This window comes from uncultured Sphingomonas sp., from assembly GCF_964243315.1.
In the GTDB taxonomy this organism is placed as follows: domain Bacteria; phylum Pseudomonadota; class Alphaproteobacteria; order Sphingomonadales; family Sphingomonadaceae; genus Sphingomonas.
The window spans coordinates 1-19,273 of sequence record NZ_CAXTEM010000056.1; the positions used below are offsets into that span (position 1 = coordinate 1).

The 19,273-nt window shown below is 70.3% G+C and carries 17 protein-coding genes; 8 read left to right on the forward strand and 9 right to left on the reverse strand.

From position 1 onward, the window contains the following. Together ACFE77_RS13345 and ACFE77_RS13350 are read right to left on the reverse strand one after the other, a co-directional pair. On the reverse strand, positions 1-740 hold a 740-nt coding region (locus ACFE77_RS13345), incomplete at its 3' end, for a HAMP domain-containing protein (protein ID WP_375422137.1). Positions 741-917: 177 nt separating this feature from the next. Beyond that, positions 918-1,436 carry a hypothetical protein gene (locus ACFE77_RS13350; RefSeq protein WP_375422138.1) on the reverse strand — a complete coding sequence of 173 codons (519 nt, stop codon included), beginning with the start codon at positions 1,434-1,436 and terminating at the stop codon, positions 918-920. Positions 1,437-1,448: 12 nt separating this feature from the next. Here ACFE77_RS13350 and ACFE77_RS13355 point away from each other — a divergent pair, with 12 nt between their 5' ends. Beyond that, a complete protein-coding gene (locus ACFE77_RS13355) occupies positions 1,449-2,768 on the forward strand; it encodes an amidohydrolase family protein (protein WP_375422139.1) in 1,320 nt (439 codons plus the stop codon). A gap of 292 nt (positions 2,769-3,060) precedes the next feature. Here the strand turns inward: ACFE77_RS13355 and ACFE77_RS13360 are convergent, their stop codons facing one another. Then, a complete protein-coding gene (locus tag ACFE77_RS13360; protein ID WP_375422140.1) occupies positions 3,061-4,698 on the reverse strand; it encodes an NAD(P)/FAD-dependent oxidoreductase in 1,638 nt (545 codons plus the stop codon). Between the two features lie 90 nt (positions 4,699-4,788). Here ACFE77_RS13360 and ACFE77_RS13365 point away from each other — a divergent pair, with 90 nt between their 5' ends. Beyond that, positions 4,789-5,592, forward strand: coding sequence for a DUF72 domain-containing protein (locus ACFE77_RS13365; RefSeq protein ID WP_375422141.1), 804 nt, complete (start codon positions 4,789-4,791; stop codon positions 5,590-5,592). 6 nt (positions 5,593-5,598) lie between these two features. On the opposite strand, the gene ACFE77_RS13370 is transcribed toward ACFE77_RS13365, so the two are convergent. The 3 genes from ACFE77_RS13370 to hemC are packed head-to-tail and all read right to left on the reverse strand — an operon-like array spanning position 5,599 to position 8,097. Then, a complete protein-coding gene (locus ACFE77_RS13370; protein ID WP_375422142.1) occupies positions 5,599-6,513 on the reverse strand; it encodes a hypothetical protein in 915 nt (304 codons plus the stop codon). Positions 6,514-6,517: 4 nt separating this feature from the next. Further along, positions 6,518-7,183, reverse strand: a complete 666-nt coding sequence (locus ACFE77_RS13375; protein ID WP_375422152.1) for a uroporphyrinogen-III synthase — start codon at positions 7,181-7,183, stop codon at positions 6,518-6,520. A gap of 2 nt (positions 7,184-7,185) precedes the next feature. Next, complete coding sequence (gene hemC / locus ACFE77_RS13380) at positions 7,186-8,097, reverse strand: hydroxymethylbilane synthase (protein ID WP_375422143.1); 912 nt, start codon at positions 8,095-8,097, stop codon at positions 7,186-7,188. A 79-nt stretch (positions 8,098-8,176) separates the two neighbouring features. Here hemC and tsaD point away from each other — a divergent pair, with 79 nt between their 5' ends. Both tsaD and ACFE77_RS13390 read left to right on the forward strand, forming a co-directional pair. Continuing rightward, complete coding sequence (gene tsaD / locus ACFE77_RS13385) at positions 8,177-9,199, forward strand: tRNA (adenosine(37)-N6)-threonylcarbamoyltransferase complex transferase subunit TsaD (protein WP_375422153.1); 1,023 nt, start codon at positions 8,177-8,179, stop codon at positions 9,197-9,199. Continuing rightward, positions 9,196-10,173, forward strand: a complete 978-nt coding sequence (locus ACFE77_RS13390) for an NAD(P)H-dependent glycerol-3-phosphate dehydrogenase (RefSeq protein ID WP_375422144.1) — start codon at positions 9,196-9,198, stop codon at positions 10,171-10,173. The genes tsaD and ACFE77_RS13390 overlap by 4 nt, the downstream gene beginning before the upstream one ends. Before the next feature lie 191 nt (positions 10,174-10,364). Here the strand turns inward: ACFE77_RS13390 and ACFE77_RS13395 are convergent, their stop codons facing one another. Beyond that, complete coding sequence (locus ACFE77_RS13395) at positions 10,365-10,526, reverse strand: DUF1674 domain-containing protein (protein ID WP_375422145.1); 162 nt, start codon at positions 10,524-10,526, stop codon at positions 10,365-10,367. Positions 10,527-10,638: 112 nt separating this feature from the next. Here ACFE77_RS13395 and ACFE77_RS13400 point away from each other — a divergent pair, with 112 nt between their 5' ends. The 4 genes from ACFE77_RS13400 to purH are packed head-to-tail and all read left to right on the forward strand — an operon-like array spanning position 10,639 to position 15,984. Then, positions 10,639-11,910: an RsmB/NOP family class I SAM-dependent RNA methyltransferase gene (locus tag ACFE77_RS13400; RefSeq protein ID WP_375422146.1), complete on the forward strand. Its 1,272-nt coding sequence runs from the start codon at positions 10,639-10,641 to the stop codon at positions 11,908-11,910. 52 nt (positions 11,911-11,962) lie between these two features. Next, complete coding sequence (gene rpe, locus ACFE77_RS13405; protein WP_375422147.1) at positions 11,963-12,622, forward strand: ribulose-phosphate 3-epimerase; 660 nt, start codon at positions 11,963-11,965, stop codon at positions 12,620-12,622. Then, positions 12,619-14,352 carry a heparinase II/III family protein gene (locus ACFE77_RS13410; protein WP_375422148.1) on the forward strand — a complete coding sequence of 578 codons (1,734 nt, stop codon included), beginning with the start codon at positions 12,619-12,621 and terminating at the stop codon, positions 14,350-14,352. Before rpe ends, ACFE77_RS13410 begins: the two co-directional genes overlap by 4 nt. A 60-nt stretch (positions 14,353-14,412) precedes the next feature. Next, positions 14,413-15,984, forward strand: a complete 1,572-nt coding sequence (purH, locus tag ACFE77_RS13415) for a bifunctional phosphoribosylaminoimidazolecarboxamide formyltransferase/IMP cyclohydrolase (protein WP_375422149.1) — start codon at positions 14,413-14,415, stop codon at positions 15,982-15,984. A 171-nt stretch (positions 15,985-16,155) separates the two neighbouring features. Here the strand turns inward: purH and ACFE77_RS13420 are convergent, their stop codons facing one another. Together ACFE77_RS13420 and ACFE77_RS13425 are read right to left on the reverse strand one after the other, a co-directional pair. Beyond that, positions 16,156-17,685, reverse strand: a complete 1,530-nt coding sequence (locus ACFE77_RS13420; protein ID WP_375422150.1) for a lipopolysaccharide biosynthesis protein — start codon at positions 17,683-17,685, stop codon at positions 16,156-16,158. Between the two features lie 176 nt (positions 17,686-17,861). Then, positions 17,862-19,273 (reverse strand): DNA polymerase (locus ACFE77_RS13425; RefSeq protein ID WP_375422151.1); only part of this gene is annotated, 1,412 nt, incomplete at its 5' end.

Below are 19,273 nucleotides of genomic sequence, written 5' to 3' on the forward strand. Positions count from 1 at the left end.
GCGCCGACCTCGTCACCGCGCGTCGTTCCCTCGACATCCTTGGCGTAATCCCCCGAAGCGATCTCGCCCATCTGCCCCTGCAGCCGCGACAACGGCCCGGTGATGCCGGCGCGAACCACGAACAGCGCGACGGCGCTGGCGGCGATGATGCTGCCGATCGCCAGCATCCACGAGGTCGATCGCGTGCTCTCGGCGGAGGCGGTAAGATCGTTCGAGATTTTCTTGTTGATAACAGCCTGATCGGTCAGATAATTGCGGATCACGGGCGAAATCTGCTTATCCAGCGCGTCGCCGCGCTGTAAAATTCGTCGAGCCTCGTCGTCGCGATTTGCCAAACCCAGTTCCATCGCGCGCGTCGTGATCTCGTGAAGCGCGTCGAGATCGGTGCTCAGCCGCTTCGTCATCACATTGCCCGGGTCGGCGACCTCGGCTTCGCGCAGCCGGGTGACGCCGGCCTCATAATCGCCTTGGGCCTGCTTGGCCGCGGCGCGCGCGATCTCGCTGTTGCCGTCATAGACCACCGTTTTGTACGCATTGTACAGCATGCCGGTCATGCGCTGGTGGGTGCGCCCTTGAGCGAACGCCGCGGCGGCCTTGGAATCCGCCAAGATGCTATACGCGGTGTCGGCGGCCATCATCCGCGACGAGCCGAACCACGCCATGAACATCGTGACCGACCCCAGCATCAGCAGAAGGCCGATGATCTTCGGCAGGATCGTGGTTCTTTCGAGCAGTCTCACGACGTTCTCCCTTGCTACGATGTCCGACGGCCACGGGCGCGCCCTCGACGAAGCGTCGAGCCCGGCCCGCTCACCAGACCGACCAAGAGCATCATAGGGCAGTGCAAACGTGTGCGGTTCGGATCGGCTGGGATTCTGGGCTATCTTAGTCGCGCATCTTGCCGCAGCGGCGGTGGATCAGCCCTTGGGCTGGATCGTGACCCCGCCGACTAGCCCCGAAGGCTGGCCGGCCGACCCCGACACCATCAGCACGATCGTTCGCTCGCCATCCCCCCTGGGAAAATCGACTGCCAGCGGACCGGCTGCCTCGGCCGTCTTCTCCCCAACGAGCTTGCCGTCGACGAAGAGCTGCGCCCGCCCAGCGATGCCCGCGAAGTTCAGGCGGCCACCCTCCGTCGCGATCCGCCGGCGCGGCGTCAGCACGGCGCGATAGAGCCGCCACCCTGCCCCGGCTTCCGCCAGAGTCGCGGCGCCCGCCCTCACGAATGCCCAGCTGTTGTTGTCGCCGTCCGCCGGCGCGAGCGTCGGATCGGGTCGATCGGCGAACACCGGGGAGCGCCGCCAGTCGCGGACCGTCATCGGCGCGATCGTCGCCGGCACCTGCACGCGCGGCGCGACCGCGGCACGGCCGATCGTCAGGCTCGCGGGAACGATGCGTGCTTGCCCCGCGGCTGCCGTTCGACGACCATGGCGCAAAGGGAGAATGCAATGTTGAAGGCACTTCTGGCGGCACTGCTCGCCACCGCCGCCGTGCCGGCCGCGGCACAGACCGCCCCGCCGACCACCCCGCCGACCACGACCTACATCCAGGCGGGCAGCGTGCTCGATCGGCCGGGCCAGGCGCCGCGCGGCAACACCACGATCATCGTCCGGGACGGCAAGGTCGCCGAATTGCGCGACGGCTTCGTGGCGCCCGAGGCCGGCGCGACATTGGTCGACCTGCGCGACCGGTTCGTGCTGCCGGGATTGGTCGACATGCACGTCCACCTCTGGGGCATCGGCGGCGATCCGATGCGCGCGCGGCTGGAGGCGCTGAACCGCGACCGCTTCGACGACGAGATGACCGCGGTCGCCAATGCTCGCGCGACGCTGGCGGCGGGCTTCACCTCGGTGCGCGATCTGGGCGGCGACCCGCGCGGCATCCGCGCGCTGCGCGACGCGATTGACGCTGGCATTGTCGAGGGGCCGAGCATCACCAACGCCGGCGAGATGATCTCGGTCACCGGCGGGCATGGCGACGGCGGCAACGGGCTGGCCGAGGAGTTCGCGGACATGGTCCATTCGCGCGAGGTCAATCTGTGCGACGGACCGGACGATTGCCGCCGCGCGGTGCGCGCGCAGGTGGCGCTCGGCGCGCGGGTGATCAAGTTCGCCGCGACCGGGGGCGTATTGTCCAACGTCAGCGGCGGGCTCGGCCGCGCTATGACCCCGGAGGAGATGCGCGCGATCATCGACACCGCGCACACGCTCGGCCGCAAGGTCGCGGCGCACAGCCATGCCACGGAAGGCACGAAGGCCGCGCTGGAGGCGGGTGTCGATTCGATCGAACACGGCACCTTCCTCGATGCGGACACGATCAAGCTGTTCAAGGCCAAGGGCGCCTATCTGGTGCCGACCGAGATCGCGCCCGTCGCCGCGCTGGCGCAGGCGCGCGGCGGCGCCCTGCCCCCGGCGACGATCGTGAAGGCCGAGGCCGCCGCTGCGGCGATGGCCGCCAACCACCGCCGCGCCTATGCCGCGGGCGTGAAGGTCGCGTTCGGCACCGACACCGGCGTGTCGAAGCACGGCGACAACGCCACCGAGTTCGCGCTGCTGGTGAAGAACGGCCTCACCCCCGCCCAGGCGATCGCGGCCGCGACGGTCGGTGCCGCCGACCTGCTCGGCCGCGACGACATCGGCACCCTGGCGCCGGGCAAGACCGCCGACATCATCGCGGTCGCCGCCTCCCCGCTGGAGGACATTACGCGACTGGAGCATGTGGAGTTCGTGATGCACCGGGGGAAGGTAATGGCGGGTGGGTCGAGGTAGGATCGGTTCCCTACGCTCACACCCGCATCTCGCTTGTGCTCCCGCGCAGGCGGGAGCCCACGACCAAGCAGAGTTACGGCTGTGGTCTTGCTCGACCCTGGATCCCCGCCTGCGCGGGGAAACGGACTTCCGGTAGCACTCCTTCTACCACCCCGGCGGAGGCCGGGGCCCAGGTAGACAGGCTTTGGTGACGTAGGGCGGCGCTGCGTTACCTTCTATTCCCTACTGGGCCCCGGCCTGCGCCGGGGTGGCGGTTGAAGTTTGAGCGGTTGAGCAAACCCTTCAGCGAAGGCTACGCCGCGACGCTTGCCGCGCCCGTCATGCTCGTCGCGACCGCCTCGGCGACCTTGATCCCGTCCACCGCGGCGGACAGGATCCCGCCCGCATAGCCGGCCCCCTCGCCCGCCGGGAATAGCCCGACGGTGTTGAGGCTCTGGAAGTCGCCGCCCCTCGTGAACCGCACCGGCGAGGAGGTCCGCGTCTCGACCCCGGTCAGCGTCACGTCGGGATGATCGTAGCCCGGGATCTGCCGCCCGAACACCGGCAGCGCCTCGCGCATCGCGGTCACCGCGAACTCGGGCAGGCACTCGGCGAGGTCGGTGAGGTGCACCCCGGGGCGATAGGACGGGATCACCTCGCCCAGCGCGGTCGACGCGCGCCCGCGCAGGAAATCGCCGAGCTTCTGCGCGGGTGCCGCATAGGTCGATCCGCCCGCGACATAGGCGCGCGATTCCCAATGCCGCTGGAAGTCGATCCCCGCCAGCGCACCGCCCGGATAGTCGCGCGCGGGATCGATCGCGACCACCAGCCCGGAATTGGCATTGCGCTCGTTGCGCGAATATTGGCTCATGCCGTTGGTCGCGACCCGCCCGGCCTCCGATGTCGCCGCGACGACGGTGCCGCCCGGACACATGCAGAAGCTGTAGACCGTCCGCCCGTTCGAACAATGATGCGACAGGCTGTAATCCGCCGCGCCGAGCACCGGATGCCCCGCGCTCGCGCCGAATCGCGCCTTGTCGATCCACGATTGCGGGTGTTCGATCCGCACCCCGATCGAGAACGGCTTGGCCTCGACATGCACCCCGGCGTCGAGCAGCATCCCGAACGTGTCGCGCGCGCTGTGCCCGACCGCGAGCACGACATGATCCGCTGCCAGATACTCGCCGTTATGCAGGTGCAGCCCGCGCATCCGCCGCGTGCCGCCCGCCTCCGTGACGATATCGAGCCCCTCGACCCGCTGCCCGAAGCGATATTCGCCGCCGAGCGCCTCGACGCTCTCGCGCATGCTCTCGACCATCGTCACCAGCCGGAACGTGCCGATATGCGGGTGCGCTTCGGTGAGGATCTCGGCCGGCGCCCCCGCCTTCACGAATTCGGTCAGCACCTTGCGATCGAGATGCCGGGCATCCTTGATCCGGCTGTAGAGCTTGCCGTCGGAGAAGGTCCCGGCGCCGCCCTCCCCGAACTGGACGTTCGATTCGGGGTTCAGCACCCCGCGGCGCCACAGCCCCCAGGTGTCCTTGGTGCGCTCACGGACCATCTTGCCGCGGTCGAGGATGATCGGCCGCAACCCCATCTGCGCGAGGATCAGCCCCGCGAACAGGCCGCACGGCCCGGTGCCGATCACGACGGGGCGCGACCCGCCGCCGCCCAGCGGCACCTGCACGACGAACTTGTAGCGGGTGTCTGGGGTCGGCTGGACATGCCGGTCCTTGCGGAACCGGGCGAGGATCGCGGCCTCGTTCTTCAGCGTCACGTCGACCGAATATACCAGCATGATGTCGGTCTTGTCGCGTGCGTCGTGCGCCCGCCGCGCCACCGCGAACCGGATCAGCTCGCGCGGGGTGATCCGCAGCCGCTTGCAGATCGCGGCCGGCAGCGCCTCGTCGGCATGGTGGAGAGGGAGAGCCAGTTCGGTGACACGCAACATTCACGCGCTCTAGCGCCGACCGATGGATGCGGGCAATCGCGCCGGGGTGCGATCCTCGCTAAGATCGCGCCTCAACGGTGGGGACGATGCATGGCGAAGGCAGGGACGATCCGGGTCGGTATCGGCGGGTGGAGCTACGCGCCATGGCGTGACGATTTCTATCCACCCAAATGGCCGCAGAAGCGCGAGCTCGAATATGCCGCGTCGAAGCTCACCGCGATCGAGGTCAACGGCACCTTCTACAGCGGCTTCAAGCCCGCGACCTTCGCCGGCTGGGCAGCGACGGTGCCCGACGATTTCGTCTTCGCGCTGAAGGCGTCGCGGTATTGCACCACCCGCAAGGTGCTGGCCGAGGCGGGCGAATCGATCGAACGCTTCGTCGGGCAGGGCATCGTCGAACTCGGTGACAAGCTCGGTCCGATCCTGTGGCAGTTCGCGGGCACCAAGAAGTTCGACCCCGACGACATGCGCGCGTTCCTGGCGCTACTCCCCGCCAAGCACGCCGGCGTCGCATTGCGGCACGCCATCCACGTCCGCCACGACAGCTTCGCGGTGCCCGAGTTCATCGCGATGGCACGCGCGGCGGGCGTCGCGATCGTGTTCGCCGACTCGACCGACTACCCCGCGATCGCCGATGTGACCGGCGACTTCGTCTATGCTCGCCTCGAGGCCGGGATCGAGGAACATGCTACCGGCTACGATGCCACCGCGCTCGACCGCTGGAGCGATGCCGCCCGCCTGTGGAGCCAGGGCGGCGTGCCCGAAGGCTTGCCCTATGTCGACGCCGCGCCACCGGCGAAGACGCCCCGCGACACCTTCGTCTTCTTCATCAGCGGCGCCAAGGTCCGCGCGCCGCATGGCGCGATGGCACTGATCAACCGCGTCGGCCGCTAGCGGTGGCTAGGGCCGGGTCGTCACCGGCGGCGCCGTAGGCTGCGTGCCCTGGCCGAGGATCGCCGCGCTTTCTACCAGGTCCAGCGCGTCGCGCGCGGCGATGTACCGGTCCGCCGCCGCGGTCCAGTTGCCGGCGTCGCCCGCCCCCGGCAGACGTGCGACTTCGGCGCGCGCGGCCTCGACCTGCCCGCCGTCGAGCAGCCGCTTGGCGCGGGCGAGTCGGTCGGCGGGGAGGGGAGACGGTGTGCCCGCCTTGCGCAGCACCACCAATGTGCCGATTTCGCGTTGCAGCGCACGCCACCAGCTGTCGTCGCTGACCGTCGCGATGTTGGGCGCGACCGCATCGAGCCCCTGGCGGAGTGCTTCGAGCGTCAGCGGCTGGCGCGACGCTTCGATGATCGTCGCCACCGCGGCGGGCTGCGCGGTGCCGAAGCGCGCGCGGAGCTGCTCCTCGAGATAGCCGAGCCCGAGCCCGCGATCGAGCGCACGTCGCGCCGCGAAGGCGACCAGCAGCCCTTCCGCCCGCGTCGCCTGGCTCGCCGCGCCGACCGCCTCGGTCTGGATCGTCGCCGTGCGCGTCTCCAGCGCGGTGAGTTGCCCCGCCAACGCCGCCTCGCGGGTCGCGAGGGTCGCGACATCGACCCCCGCTGCCGGATTGCCGTTCGCGTCGAGCGGGTTGGCCGGCAGATATTCGCCTCCCGCGCCACCCGCCGGGCGCGCCGCAGTGGGGTTTACCGGTGCAGGCTGCGCACCGGGCGACGCGAACCACGGCAGCTGGCGTAGCGCATAGCCCGCGAGCACGAGACCGGCCGCGAAGGCGAGCACGACCAGCACCATGATCAGGCCGGTCCGTGGACCGCCACGCGAACCGCTACGGGGTTCGCGCGTACGCAGCGGATCGATCGGCGCAAAGTCGGTCATATCGTCACTTATCCGCGCGCGGTGGTCGCTGGTCAATCGCAGCCTCGATCAGCGCCGAATCGGCCGGGCGGGCCGCGATTGCGACGGAACGCCAGCCAGCCCCGGCCGCCGCCGCAACCGCCGGGCTGAAGGCGGCCAGTCGCACTGAGCCTCGATCGACCCCGTCACGGTCGACGAGCGCAGCGACCGCGGCCGCGGCACGCGCGGAATGCAGCAGGACGGTCGCGCCTGCGAACCGTGCAGCGACGCCGGGCGGGATCGGCAGCGCGTCGCTCGCATAAACGGTGATCGCCGCAGTCCCCGCCGCCATCCGGTCGCGACCTGCGAGGTGGAGCAATCGCCCGAGGCCGCAAGCCTCGGCCTCTGCACTGACCCGCGCGACATCGCCGTCCCCGGTCAGCGCGACCGCGAACCCAGCAGCCCGCGCTGCCGTCGCGGTCGCCTGGCCGACCGCCACCACCGGCAGGTGCCGCAGGACGTCGAGCCCGCTGCCGCCGTGCCGCAGTGCGTTGGCGCTGGTCAGCAGCACCGCGTCGAAGTCGCGCGGGTCGGGCGGTATCCAGGCGACCGGCCGAACCGCGAACAGCGGGATCGATTCCGCGGCGATGCTCTTTGCAGCGAGCCGCGCCAGTGTCCGCGCGTCGCCCGGCGCGGGCCGGACGACGATCATCCTCACGCCGCGAACAGCATCCGCACCGAGTCGGGCGCGCGATCGAGCAGGTCCAGGGCAAGCGCCGGACCGAGCTGGTCGCCCGCCGCCCCCTCGATCGAGCCGGTGACGAAGGCGGACCCATCCTCCGCGATCAATTCGGCGCGCAACGACAGCGTCTCGCCCGCCAGCGCCGCCAGCGCCGCGACCGGCGAGTGGCAGTCGGCCTTCAACGCCGCGAGCAGCGCGCGTTCGGTGTTGACGCACAAGCTGGTCGCGCGGTCGTCGATCGCTGCGACCAGCACCGCCGCGCCCTCGTCCGCCATCCGCACCTCGATCCCGACCGCGCCCTGCGCCGGCGCCGGCAGCATCGCGTCGGTTGGGATCGCCACCCCGACCGCATCGCGCCCGAGCCGATCGAGCCCCGCCGCGGCGAGCAGCGTCGCATCGACATCGCCCGCGGCGAGCTTGGCGAGCCGGGTATCGACATTGCCGCGGAAGGTGATGACCGACAGATCGGGGCGCTCGCGCAGCAACTGCGCCCGTCGCCGCGGCGAACTCGTCCCGATCACCGCGCCGTGGCGCAGCCCAGCGACCGAGTCGGCGCCGATCAGCCGGTCGCGCACGTCGGCGCGCGGCAGCATCGCCGCGATCGCGATTTCCGAGGGGCGCACCGTCTCGACGTCCTTCATCGAATGCACGCAGCCGTCGATCTCGCCGGCAAGCAACGCCCGGTCGAGTTCCTTGGTCCACAGCGCCTTGCCGCCGATCTCTGCCAGCGCACGATCCTGGACGCGGTCGCCGGTGGTGCGGATCACCACCGTCTCGATCTCTTCGGCGCGCCAGCCATGCGCGGCGCACAGCGCGTCGCGCACCATCGCCGCCTGAACGAGCGCCAGCGGCGAACCGCGCGTGCCGAGCCTGAACCGGATCATCGCGCGGCCATGCCCAATGAGCCCCAATTCGACAAGCGGCACCTTCGACAAGCCGAACCCGAGCCGCTAGATGAACGCGATGATCGTCCTCGGCCTCGAATCCTCCTGCGACGAGACCGCCGCCGCGCTCGTCACGCTCGACCGCCGCGTCCTCGCGCATCGCCTCGCCGGGCAGGAAGCCGCGCATGCGCCGTTCGGCGGCGTCGTACCGGAAATCGCCGCACGCGCGCATGTCGAGGCGCTGGAGCCGCTGATCGAGGCGGCGCTGGCGGACGCCGGGCTGACGCTGGCGCAGGTCGATGCGGTCGCCGCCACCGCGGGGCCGGGGCTGATCGGCGGCGTGATGGTCGGGCTGGTCACCGGGAAGGCGCTGGCGCATGCCGCCAACAAGCCGCTAATCGCGGTCAACCATCTCGAGGGGCATGCGCTCAGCCCGCGGCTGTCCGATCCCGATCTCGACTTCCCGTACCTGCTCTTGCTGGTATCTGGCGGGCATTGCCAGTTGCTGCTGGTCGAGGGCGTCGCGCGCTATCGCCGGCTGGCGACGACGATCGACGACGCGGTCGGCGAGGCGTTCGACAAGACCGCCAAGCTGCTCGGCCTGGGTTTCCCGGGCGGGCCTGCGGTCGAGCGCACCGCCGCGCTCGGCGATCCGCGCAAGGTGCCGCTGCCGCGCCCGCTGAAGGGGTCGCCAGAACCGCATTTCTCGTTCGCGGGGCTGAAGAGCGCAGTGTCGCGTGCCGCCGGGCAGCATGCGCCGGAGGACATCGCCGCGTCGTTCCAGGCCGCTGTCGTCGATTGCCTGCTCGATCGCACCAAGCGCGCGCTCGCCACAGTAAGGGCGACCGCTTTGGTGGTCGCGGGCGGGGTCGCCGCCAATGGCGCGGTGCGCGCGTCGATGCAGGCGCTGGCCGAGGCTCACGGCCTACGCTTCGTCGCACCGCCGCTGTGGCTGTGCACCGACAATGCCGCGATGATCGCCTGGGCAGGCGCCGAACGCTTCGCCGCGGGCATGACCGACCCGCTCGACGTGCCGGCGCGCGCGCGCTGGCCGCTCGATCCGTCGGCCGAGGCGGTGCGCGGCGCGGGGGTGAAGGCATGAGGATCGGGGTGATCGGCGGCGGCGCCTGGGGCACCGCGCTGGCGCAGGTCGCGGCACATGGCGGCCGTGCGGTGACCTTGTGGGCGCGCGAGCCCGAGGTGGTCGCCGACATCAACGCGCATCACGAGAATCGCAGCTTCCTCGCCGGAGTCGCGCTATCGCCGACGATCGCCGCGACCGGATCGCTCGACGATCTGGCGGGCTGCGACGCGATCCTGGTGGTCGCCCCGGCGCAGCACGTCCGCGCGGTGCTTGCCGCGACGCCGGTCGGGACGACGCCGCTGGTACTCTGCGCCAAGGGGATCGAAGCGGGCACCCGGCTGCTGGTCGGCGAAGTCGCGCGCCAGGTGCACCCGCAAGCACCCGTCGCGGTGCTGTCCGGACCGACCTTCGCCTATGAGGTCGCCGCGGGACTGCCGACCGCGGTGACATTGGCGGCTACCGACCCCGAGCTGCGCCGGCAACTGTCGGACCGGCTCGCCGCACCGCATTTCCGCCCCTATGCGAGCGGCGACGTGATCGGTGCGGAGATCGGCGGCGCGGTGAAGAACGTCCTCGCGATCGCGTGCGGCGTGGTCGAGGGCGCCGGACTGGGCCAGAATGCCCGCGCCGCGCTGATCGCGCGCGGCTTCGCGGAGATGACCCGCTTCGGCCTGGCGCGCGGCGCGCGGGTGGAGACGCTGGCCGGGCTGTCGGGCCTAGGCGATCTGGTGCTGACCTGCTCGTCGACCAGCTCGCGCAATTTCTCGCTCGGCATGGGCCTGGGGCGCGGCGGCAGCGCGGCGGATTTGCTCGCCGACCGCCGGACGGTGGCCGAGGGCGCGTTCACCGCCCCGGTGCTGGCCGAGGCTGCGCGTGAGGCGGGCGTGGACATGCCGGTGACGGCCGCGGTGTGCCGGCTGCTGTCCGGTGTTGGCGCCGGTGCGGTGATCGAAGAGCTGCTGGCAAGACCGCTGCGGGAAGAGGGTGTGTAGGTCGGGTCGTCGCCTGACCCATCTACCCCCCACTCTATATCTACCACCCCGGCGTAGGCCGGGGCCCAGGTAGACAGGCTCCTGTGATTACGCGCTGCGCTCCGTTACCTTCTATTCCCGACTGGGCCCCGGCCTTCGCCGGGGTGGCGCGAAGTTTGGGAGAAAGAAGGCGCGGACAACCCCCACCCACCTCAGAAATCGATCGCGATGCCCTTCAGCTCCCAGTCGCCGTACCGCACCGGATCGCGGCCGAGCGGATCGACCGCGGGGCGCGGCTTGTCTTCGGGGGTCGGCACCGGCGTGTTCTTGCTCAGATACGCCGGCGGTTTCACATGATCTGGACGCTGTCCCATGATGCCAATGTAAGGCGTGTGGGCGGCGATGCAAAGGCGCGCACCCGCGACAATGATTGCGCTTGCGTCGCGCGCACGCCACATCGCGCGCGATGACGACCCTTACCGCCTGATGGCCAAGCCTCCCGAACCACTCGGCACCGGATCGCGCCGCGCCGCGATGCGCCTGCTCGATGCGGTGTTGCGCCGTGGCGAGCCGCTCGAACAGGCACTGACCGCCGCCACTCGCGGGATCCACGGCCCCGATCGCGGGCTGGCGCATGCGATCGCGGCGGAGGTGCTGCGCCGCCTGCCCGATCTCGACGCGCTAATCGATTCGGTCACCGATCGCGCGCTGCCCGACGACGCCAAGGCGCGCACCGCGCTGCGCATCGCGCTGGTGCAGACTTTGGTGCTCGGAACCCCGCCGCACGCCGCGATCTCGACGGTCTTGCCGCTCGTCGACGGTGGTCCGCGCAAGCTGGTCCACGGCGTGTTCGGCACGATCATGCGCAGCGGCGTGCTGCTGCCGGAGCTGCCTGCCCTGCCCGCCCCCGTCGAGTTGCGGTGGGATGCGGCCTGGGGCGAAGCCGTGGTCGATGCCGCCGCGCGTGCGATCGCGGCGCCGCCGTTGCTCGACATCACGCTCGCCGATCCCGCCGGGACCGACCAGTGGGGCGAGACGCTCGGCGGCGTCAGCCTCGCCCCCGGCCATCTGCGCGTCGCCGAACACGGGCCGGTGCCCGACATGCCGGGCTTCGCCGAGGGCGCATGGTGGGTGCAGGACGTCGCCGCCTCCATCCCCGCACGATTGCTCGGCGCGGGCGAGGGCAGGCAGGTGCTCGATCTCTGCGCCGCGCCCGGGGGCAAGACGCTCCAGCTCGCCGCCGCTGGCTGGCGGGTCGGCGCGGTCGACGCCTCGCCGCAGCGGATCAAGCGCCTGCGCGAGAACCTCTACCGCGCGCGCCAGAAGGCGGAGGTGGTGATCGCCGACGTGCGCCGCTGGGCGCCGGCCGAGCCCGCCGACGCGATCCTGCTCGACGCACCGTGCAGCGCCACCGGCATCTTCCGCCGCCACCCCGACGTGCTCCACCGCGTCCGCCCCTCGATCGTCGCCGAGATGGCGGTGCTTCAGGCCGAACTGCTCGCGCGCGCCGCGGATTGGGTGAAGCCCGGGGGCACATTGGTCTACGCCTCCTGCTCGCTCGAGCCCGCCGAGGGCGAGCGCCAGGTCGAGGCCCTGCTCGCCGCACGTCCCGATTACGCGATCGCGCCGCCCGACCCTGCGCTGCTCCCCGCCGGCGTGCCCGTCGCCGAACAGGGGTGGGTGCGAACGCTGCCGGGGATGATCGCGGAGCAGGGCGGGTGCGACGGCTTCTTCATCGTGCGCCTCACGCGAACCTGAAGCACACGGAAACTGGTTCCACCCGCGCGCATCCGCCGATAGAGCGGCGACCATGCAGCCCGTTCGCATCGCGCCATCGATCCTGTCCGCCGACTTCGCCATGCTCGGCGAGGAAGTCCGCGCGATCGACGCGGCGGGGGCGGACTGGATCCACATCGACGTCATGGACGGGCATTTCGTGCCCAACATCACGATCGGCCCGGCGGTGGTGAAGGCGTTGCGCCCGCACACGACCAAGCCCTTCGACGTCCACCTGATGATTTCCCCGGTCGACGCCTATCTGGACGCCTTCGCGGAAGCTGGCGCGGACACGATCACCGTCCATGTCGAGGCAGGGCCGCACATCCACCGCTCGCTCCAGCACATTACCGGACTCGGCAAGCGCGCCGGTGTGGTGATCTGTCCCGGCACCCCCGCCAAGATGCTCGACTATCTCGTCGACATGGTGGACCTGATCCTGGTGATGAGCGTCAATCCCGGCTTCGGCGGGCAAAGCTTCATCGACAGCCAGCTGAAGAAGATCGCGGCGATCCGCAAGATGATCGACGCCAGCGGCCGCGCGATCGATCTGGAGGTCGACGGCGGCGTCGATCCTGCGAACGCGCGGCGCTGTATCGACGCGGGCGCCGACGCGCTGGTCGCGGGGACCGCGGTGTTCCGCGGCGGACGCGACGCCTATGCCGCCAACATCGCCGCGCTGAGAGGCGGTTGAGCGCGGTTAAGCCCGACCCCGCGACCGACGGGATCGAGGAGGGCAAGCGGCTGATCACGCTGGGCGGCGACAAGGGATTGTCGCTCGCCGAACGGCTGGCCGACCGCTTTCAGCGGCTCACCTGGCGCACCCCGCTCCACGGCATCCGGCTGAAAGGGCGCTATCCGCTGAAGCTGATCGCGGTGCCCGACGATCCGGTGCCGGGCGACGTGCGCCGCGGCCGGGCGCTGTTGGCGGGCATTGTGTCGTTCCGGGGCGAAAGCCGCGCGATCGACCGGCTCGACTATGCCGAGCGCGACTGGGGCATGCCGTTCGCGGATCACCTCCACAGCTTCGCCTGGCTGCGCGACCTGTCGACCGTCGCGACTCGCGCTCAGGGCGCACCGATCGCCGAAGCACTGATGGCGAAATGGCTCGCCGCCTATGCCGACAAGGTCGATGCGCACGCCTGGCGCCCCGATCTATGGGGCCGGCGCATTCTGTTCTGGACCGCACACGCTCCGCTGATCCTGTCGTCGGGCGATCTGGTCTATCGATCGAGCGTACTGAACGCGCTGGCGCGCGGCGCGCGTCACCTGGATCGCGGCGCTGACAAGGCAGCACCCGGCGCGCCGCGGATCGCCGCGTGGTGCGGCGTCATCGCGGCGGGTCTGCTGATTCCGGGGGGCGACCCGCGGCGCAGCTTCGGCGAGGCCGGGCTGATCCGCGCGCTCGGCACCGGCCTGTTCGACGATGGCGGGTCGGTGTCGCGCAGCCCGGCGATGCTGCTCGATTCGGTGATGCTGGTCGCGATGCTGCGCGAGACCTATGCCGCGCGCCGGCTCGCGCTGCCCGATGCGGTGCAGGCCGCGCTCGAACGCATGGTCGCGGCGCTGCTCGGGGTCGCGCATGGCGACCGCGCGCTGGCGAGCTGGCAAGGCGGTGGCCCGGCCACCGCCGAACAGGTCGCCGCGGTGATCGAGGCCAGCGGCGTGCGCACCCGCCCGCTGCGCCAGGCGCGCGATTGGGGCTATCAGCGCCTCGCCGCGGGCACCACGATCCTGATCGTCGACGCCGCCCCGCCGCCGGTCGCGCGCGTGGTCGAGGGCGGTTGCGCCTCGACGCTGGCGTTCGAATTCTCCGACGGCGCATCGCGGTTGATCGTCAATTGCGGCGGTGCCCGTGCCGCCACCGCGCGGCTGCCCGCCTCCTTCGCGGCCGGGCTCCGGACCACCGCGGCGCATTCGACGCTGACGGTCGCGGACAGCAACTCGACCGCGATCCATGCCGACGGCACGCTCGGTCGCGGGGTCTCGTCGGTCGAGCTCAGCCGCCAGGAAAGCGAAGCCGCCAGCCGGATCGAGGCGACGCACGACGGATATGTCCGCCGCTTCGGCTTCATCCACCGCCGCCAACTGCTCCTCACCGGCGACGGACGCGAGCTGCGCGGCGAGGACGCGCTGTTGCCGCAGGGGCGCAAGGGTCGTGCCGGCGCCAACAAGTTCGCGGTCCGGTTCCATCTCGGCGTCGGCGTCCAGGCGTCGCCGACCGCCGACGGCATGGCCGCGATCCTGCGCCTGCCCGGCGGTCCGCTCTGGCAGTTCCGCTGCCGCGGCGGCATGCTGGGGATCGAGGATTCGCTATGGATCGACGGCGACAATCGTCCCGTCCCGATCCAGCAGCTGGTGATCAGCGGCGAAGCCCAGGCGGGCGGCGCCAGTGTCAGCTGGGCCATGAAACGCGCGCTATAGCGCGATGAGGGAAACGCGCGCTGTAGCGCTCCACGATAAATTCTGTCGAAAGCCGAGATGATGACCACGATCCCGATCACCCGCGCGCTGCTCTCCGTCTCCGACAAGACCGGGATCGTCGATCTCGCCCGCTCGCTGGCGGCGGCGGGGGTCGAGCTCGTCTCGACCGGCGGCACCGCCACCGCGCTGCGCGATGCGGGCCTCACGGTCCGCGACGTGTCCGATCTCACCGGCTTTCCCGAGATGATGGACGGGCGCGTCAAAACGCTCCACCCGATGGTCCATGGCGGGCTGCTCGCGGTACGCGACGACCCCGGCCATGTCGCATCGATGCGCGAGCACGCGATCGCCGCGATTGACCTCGTGGTGGTCAATCTCTACCCGTTCGAGGCGACCGTCGCCAAAGGCGCCGACCGCGACACGATCATCGAGAATATCGACATCGGCGGCCCGTCGATGGTCCGCTCCGCCGCCAAGAACCATGCGGATGTCGCGATCGTCACCGATCCCGCGGACTATGCGCTGGTCGCGGGCGGCAGCACGACGCTCGCCGATCGCAAGCGCCTAGCCGCCAAGGCCTATGCCGCGACCGCCGCCTATGACAGCGCGATCGCCGCCTGGTTCGCCGCCGTCGACCAGGGCGAGACCTTCCCCGATCGGCTGACGCTGTCCTATCGGCTCGGCCAGCCGCTGCGTTACGGCGAGAACCCGCACCAGCAGGCCGCGCTCTACATTCCCGAACGCGCCGCCCCCGGCAGCATCGCCGCGGCCGAACAGGTTCAGGGCAAGGCGCTCAGCTACAACAACATTGCCGATGCCGACGCCGCATTGGAGCTGGTCGCCGAGTTCCGCGACGGGCCACCGACCGTGGTCATCGTCAAGCACGCCAACCCCTGCGGCGTGGCGACCGGCGCGACGCTGGTCGAGGCGTATGAGAAGGCGCTCGCCTGCGACAGCGTCTCGGCGTTCGGCGGGATCATCGCGGTCAACCGCCCGCTCGACGGCCCTACCGCGGAGGCGATGACCGGCATCTTCACCGAAGTCGTCGCCGCTCCCGCCGCGGACGAGGCCGCACGCGCAGTATTCGCCGCCAAGAAGAACCTGCGGCTGCTGCTGGTCGGCGACCTGCCGGATCCGGCGCGTGCGGGCATGACGGTCAAGACCGCCGCCGGTGGCACGCTGCTCCAGTCGCGCGACGCGGGGATGCTCGACGAATCGATGATCAAGGTCGTGACCAAACGCGCGCCGACCGATCGCGAGCTGGCGGACTGCCGCTTCGCCTGGACCGTCGCCAAGCACGTCAAGTCGAACGCGATCGTCTATGCCAAGGACGGCGCCACCGCCGGCGTCGGCGCGGGGCAGATGAACCGGCTTGAATCCGCGCGCATTGCCGCCTGGAAGGCGAAGGACGCCGCCGACAAGGGCGGCTGGCCCGAGCCGCGCACGATCGGCTCGGCGGTCGCCTCGGATGCGTTCTTCCCGTTCGCGGACGGCTTGCTCGCCGCGGTCGAGGCTGGCGCGACCGCGGTGATCCAGCCGGGCGGATCGATCCGCGACGCCGACGTGATCGCCGCCGCCGACGACGCGGGGCTGGCGATGATCTTTACCGGCATGCGCCACTTCCGGCATTGATGAGGCGTCGGGTCGGGGCTTCCGGGAAGCGGGTCGATCACCTTTCTCGTTTTCCCGCGAACGCGGGAACCCAGGGTCAAGCAGAGCAATGGCCAGTGGTATTGCTGGGCCCCTGGGCTCCCGCCTTCGCAGGAGCACAAGAAGGACAATGCGCTCTGGCCTGAGCCAGCCCTACCTGATCGGCGACCCCAGATGCGGCAACGTCGCCTCCTCGCGGCCCGGCATCTTGCCGAACAGCGCGCGGTCGGCGGGGCCGAAGGCGTAGCGCCACAGGATGAACAGATAGACCGCGGCGATCGCAGGCTCGCCGAACAGCAATTCCGCCCATTCCAGACTTGGCGGCAAGGCGGTGAACAGCGCCCCGACCAGCCCCGCCGCCAGCCCCGCCCACACCAGCGGCCAGCGCCATGGCGACACCGGCGCCCTCAGGATCGCGGACAACAGCCGCGCCTTGAAGATCGAGGTCAGCCCGACGCTGACCATCAGCGCCACCGCGGGCCCTGCCGCCTGCCACGTCCGCGGCCAGCCGAGCCGCCGCATGACGAGGATCAGCGCGAAGCTCAGCGCGATCTGGAAGGCGAGCATGACGATCGAGATGATCAGGTTGCGGTGTCGCGCGGTGTATACCAGCGCCGATTCGCACACCGCCCCGGTCGAGGCGAGCACCTCGGCCGCGAGCAGGAAGCCGAGTGCCGCGGTGCCGGCGACGAACTGCGGCCCGACCACCCCCATCACCGCTTCGCCGGGAATCGCGCCCATCAGCGCGAGGCCGCCCTGTGCCGCCATGATCCAGAACGCGACCTGCCGCACCTGGTTGGCGATCGCGGCACGGTCGTCGATCGCGAGCGACTGGGTGATCACCGGTCCCAGGATCGGGTCGAAGCTGGTCTTCAGCTTCTGCGGCAGCGATGCGACCTGCTGCGCCATATAGTAGATGCCGACGATCTTGGGTTCGAACATCACGCCCAGGATGAAGCGGTCGACGTTGCGGCTGCCCCATTCGAGCGCGTCGGCGCCCGCCAGCGGCATGTTCGACCGCGCCAGCGCGACCAGCGGGCGGACGTGCGGCGACCAGCCATGCGGCAGGCCATAGCTGCGCAGGAACGGCACGATGCTGGCGATCAGCGCCGCGGTCATCGACGCGACATAGGCGAGCACCAGCCCGTCCTTGGTGGTGAAGAAGGAGAACGCCCAGGCGGCGATCGAGATCGTCCACGGCTCAACCACCGCGCGCGCGGTCACCGCCGCCTTCACGTTCAGCCGATAGGCGAGCGCGGCGAGGCTGACGTCGGACCAGGCGATCGCGACGATGATGCACGGCAGCCAGCGGTCGAGACCGATGATCGCGCTGTTCGGATACATAATCTGCGGAAAGGTGCAGAGCACCGCGCTCGCCGCGATCGACGCGATGAACGCCACCGCGAGTGCATCCCAGACCACGCAGGCATGCGGCCGCTCCGCCGACGCCAGCGCCTGGGCGAGGCCTCGCTTCAGCCCCAGCGTCGCGAGCAGCGCCGCGATCTCCACGACCAGCACCGCGAGCGCGAACCGCCCGACGAGATCCGGCCCGTAGAGCCGCCCCGCGATGAACAGGAACGGGATCCGCGCGAGCAACCGCAGCACGAAACCAGCGATGTTGGTTCGCCCACCCTTGGCGAGCGTATCGATATCCTGCGAAGAGCCCGCCGCGTCAGCCGTCATGGGCGCGCCGATCATGCGAGTGCTGGGTCATAAATCCCAACACCACCCCGGCGAAGGCCGGGGCCCAGTTCGGAGACGATCGCAACTGAGCGCCCCGCATCATTACTTCGAACTTCCAACCTGGGCCCCGGCCTTCGCCGGGGTGGAAGCAACCGCGAACGAGCGCTCGATGCCGGTCAATGCGCCGCGCCCCAGCTGGCGCCGGTGCCGATCTCAACCGCGAGCGGCACCGACAGCGGCATCGCCGGCGCGGAGGCGCCCGCCATCACCGCCTCGATCACCGGCGTCGCCGCCGCGACATCGCCCTCGGGCAGTTCGAACACCAGTTCGTCATGGACCTGCAGCAGCATCCGCACATGCCCGAGCCCGGCCGCTTCCAGCGCGGGCTCCATCCGGACCATCGCACGCTTGATGATGTCGGCGCAGGTGCCCTGGATCGGCGCGTTGATCGCGGCGCGCTCGGCGCCCTGGCGCTCGTGCTGGACCTTGGATCGGATCCGCGGGAAATGCGTCTTGCGCCCGAACAAGGTGGTGGTGAAGCCGCGGCCGCGCACCTCCTCCAGCGTCTCGGCGATGTAGCGGTTGATCCCCGGAAAACGCTCGAAATAGCGATCGATCATCGCCTGCGCCTCGTCCGCGCTGACGTCGAGCCGCCCCGCCAGACCCCAGCGGCTGATGCCGTAGAGGATAGCGAAGTTGATCGTCTTGGCACGCCCGCGGGTGTCGCGGTTGACCTCGCCGAACAACTCCATCGCGGTCAGGCTGTGGATGTCGTCGCCGCGCGCGAACGCATCCTTCAGCGCCGGCACGTCGGCCATATGCGCCGCGAGCCGGAGCTCGATCTGCGAATAGTCCGCCGCGAGCAGGACGTTGCCCGGCTCCGCCACGAACGCGTCGCGAATCTGGCGCCCGATCTCGGTACGGATCGGGATGTTCTGGAGATTGGGCTCGGTCGACGACAGCCGCCCGGTCTGCGCGCCGGTCAGGCTGTAGCTGGTGTGGACGCGGCCCGTCACCGGATGGATCTGCTGCTGGAGCGCGTCGGTATAGGTGTTCTTCAGCTTGGCGAGTTGCCGCCAGTCGAGCACCCGCGCGGAGATCTCGGCGCCCGGCGACTCCTTGTCGGCGGCGATCCGTTCGAGTTCGGTGACGTCGGTCGAATAGACCCCCGACTTGCCCTTGCGCCCGCCCTTGATGCCCATCCGTTCGAACAGCACGTCGCCCAGTTGCTTGGGGCTGCCGATCGTGAACGGCGCACCGGCGAGGCCGTGGATCACGGTTTCGAGGTCCGCCATCCGTGTCGAGAAATCCGCGGACAGCCGCGACAGCACGTCGCGGTCGACCTTGATACCACGCTGCTCCATCCGCGCGATCACCGGCACCAGCGGCCGATCGACCATCTCATAGACCCGCGTCGCCGCTTCCGCCGGGAGCCGGGCCTTCAAGCGCTTCCACAGCCGATAGGTGACGTCGGCGTCCTCGGCGGCGTAGCGGGTCGCGGCTTTCAGATCGATCTCGTAAAAGCCGCGCTGGGTCTTGCCGGTGCCGACCACGTCCTTGAACGCGATGCAGCTGTGCGACAGGTGCG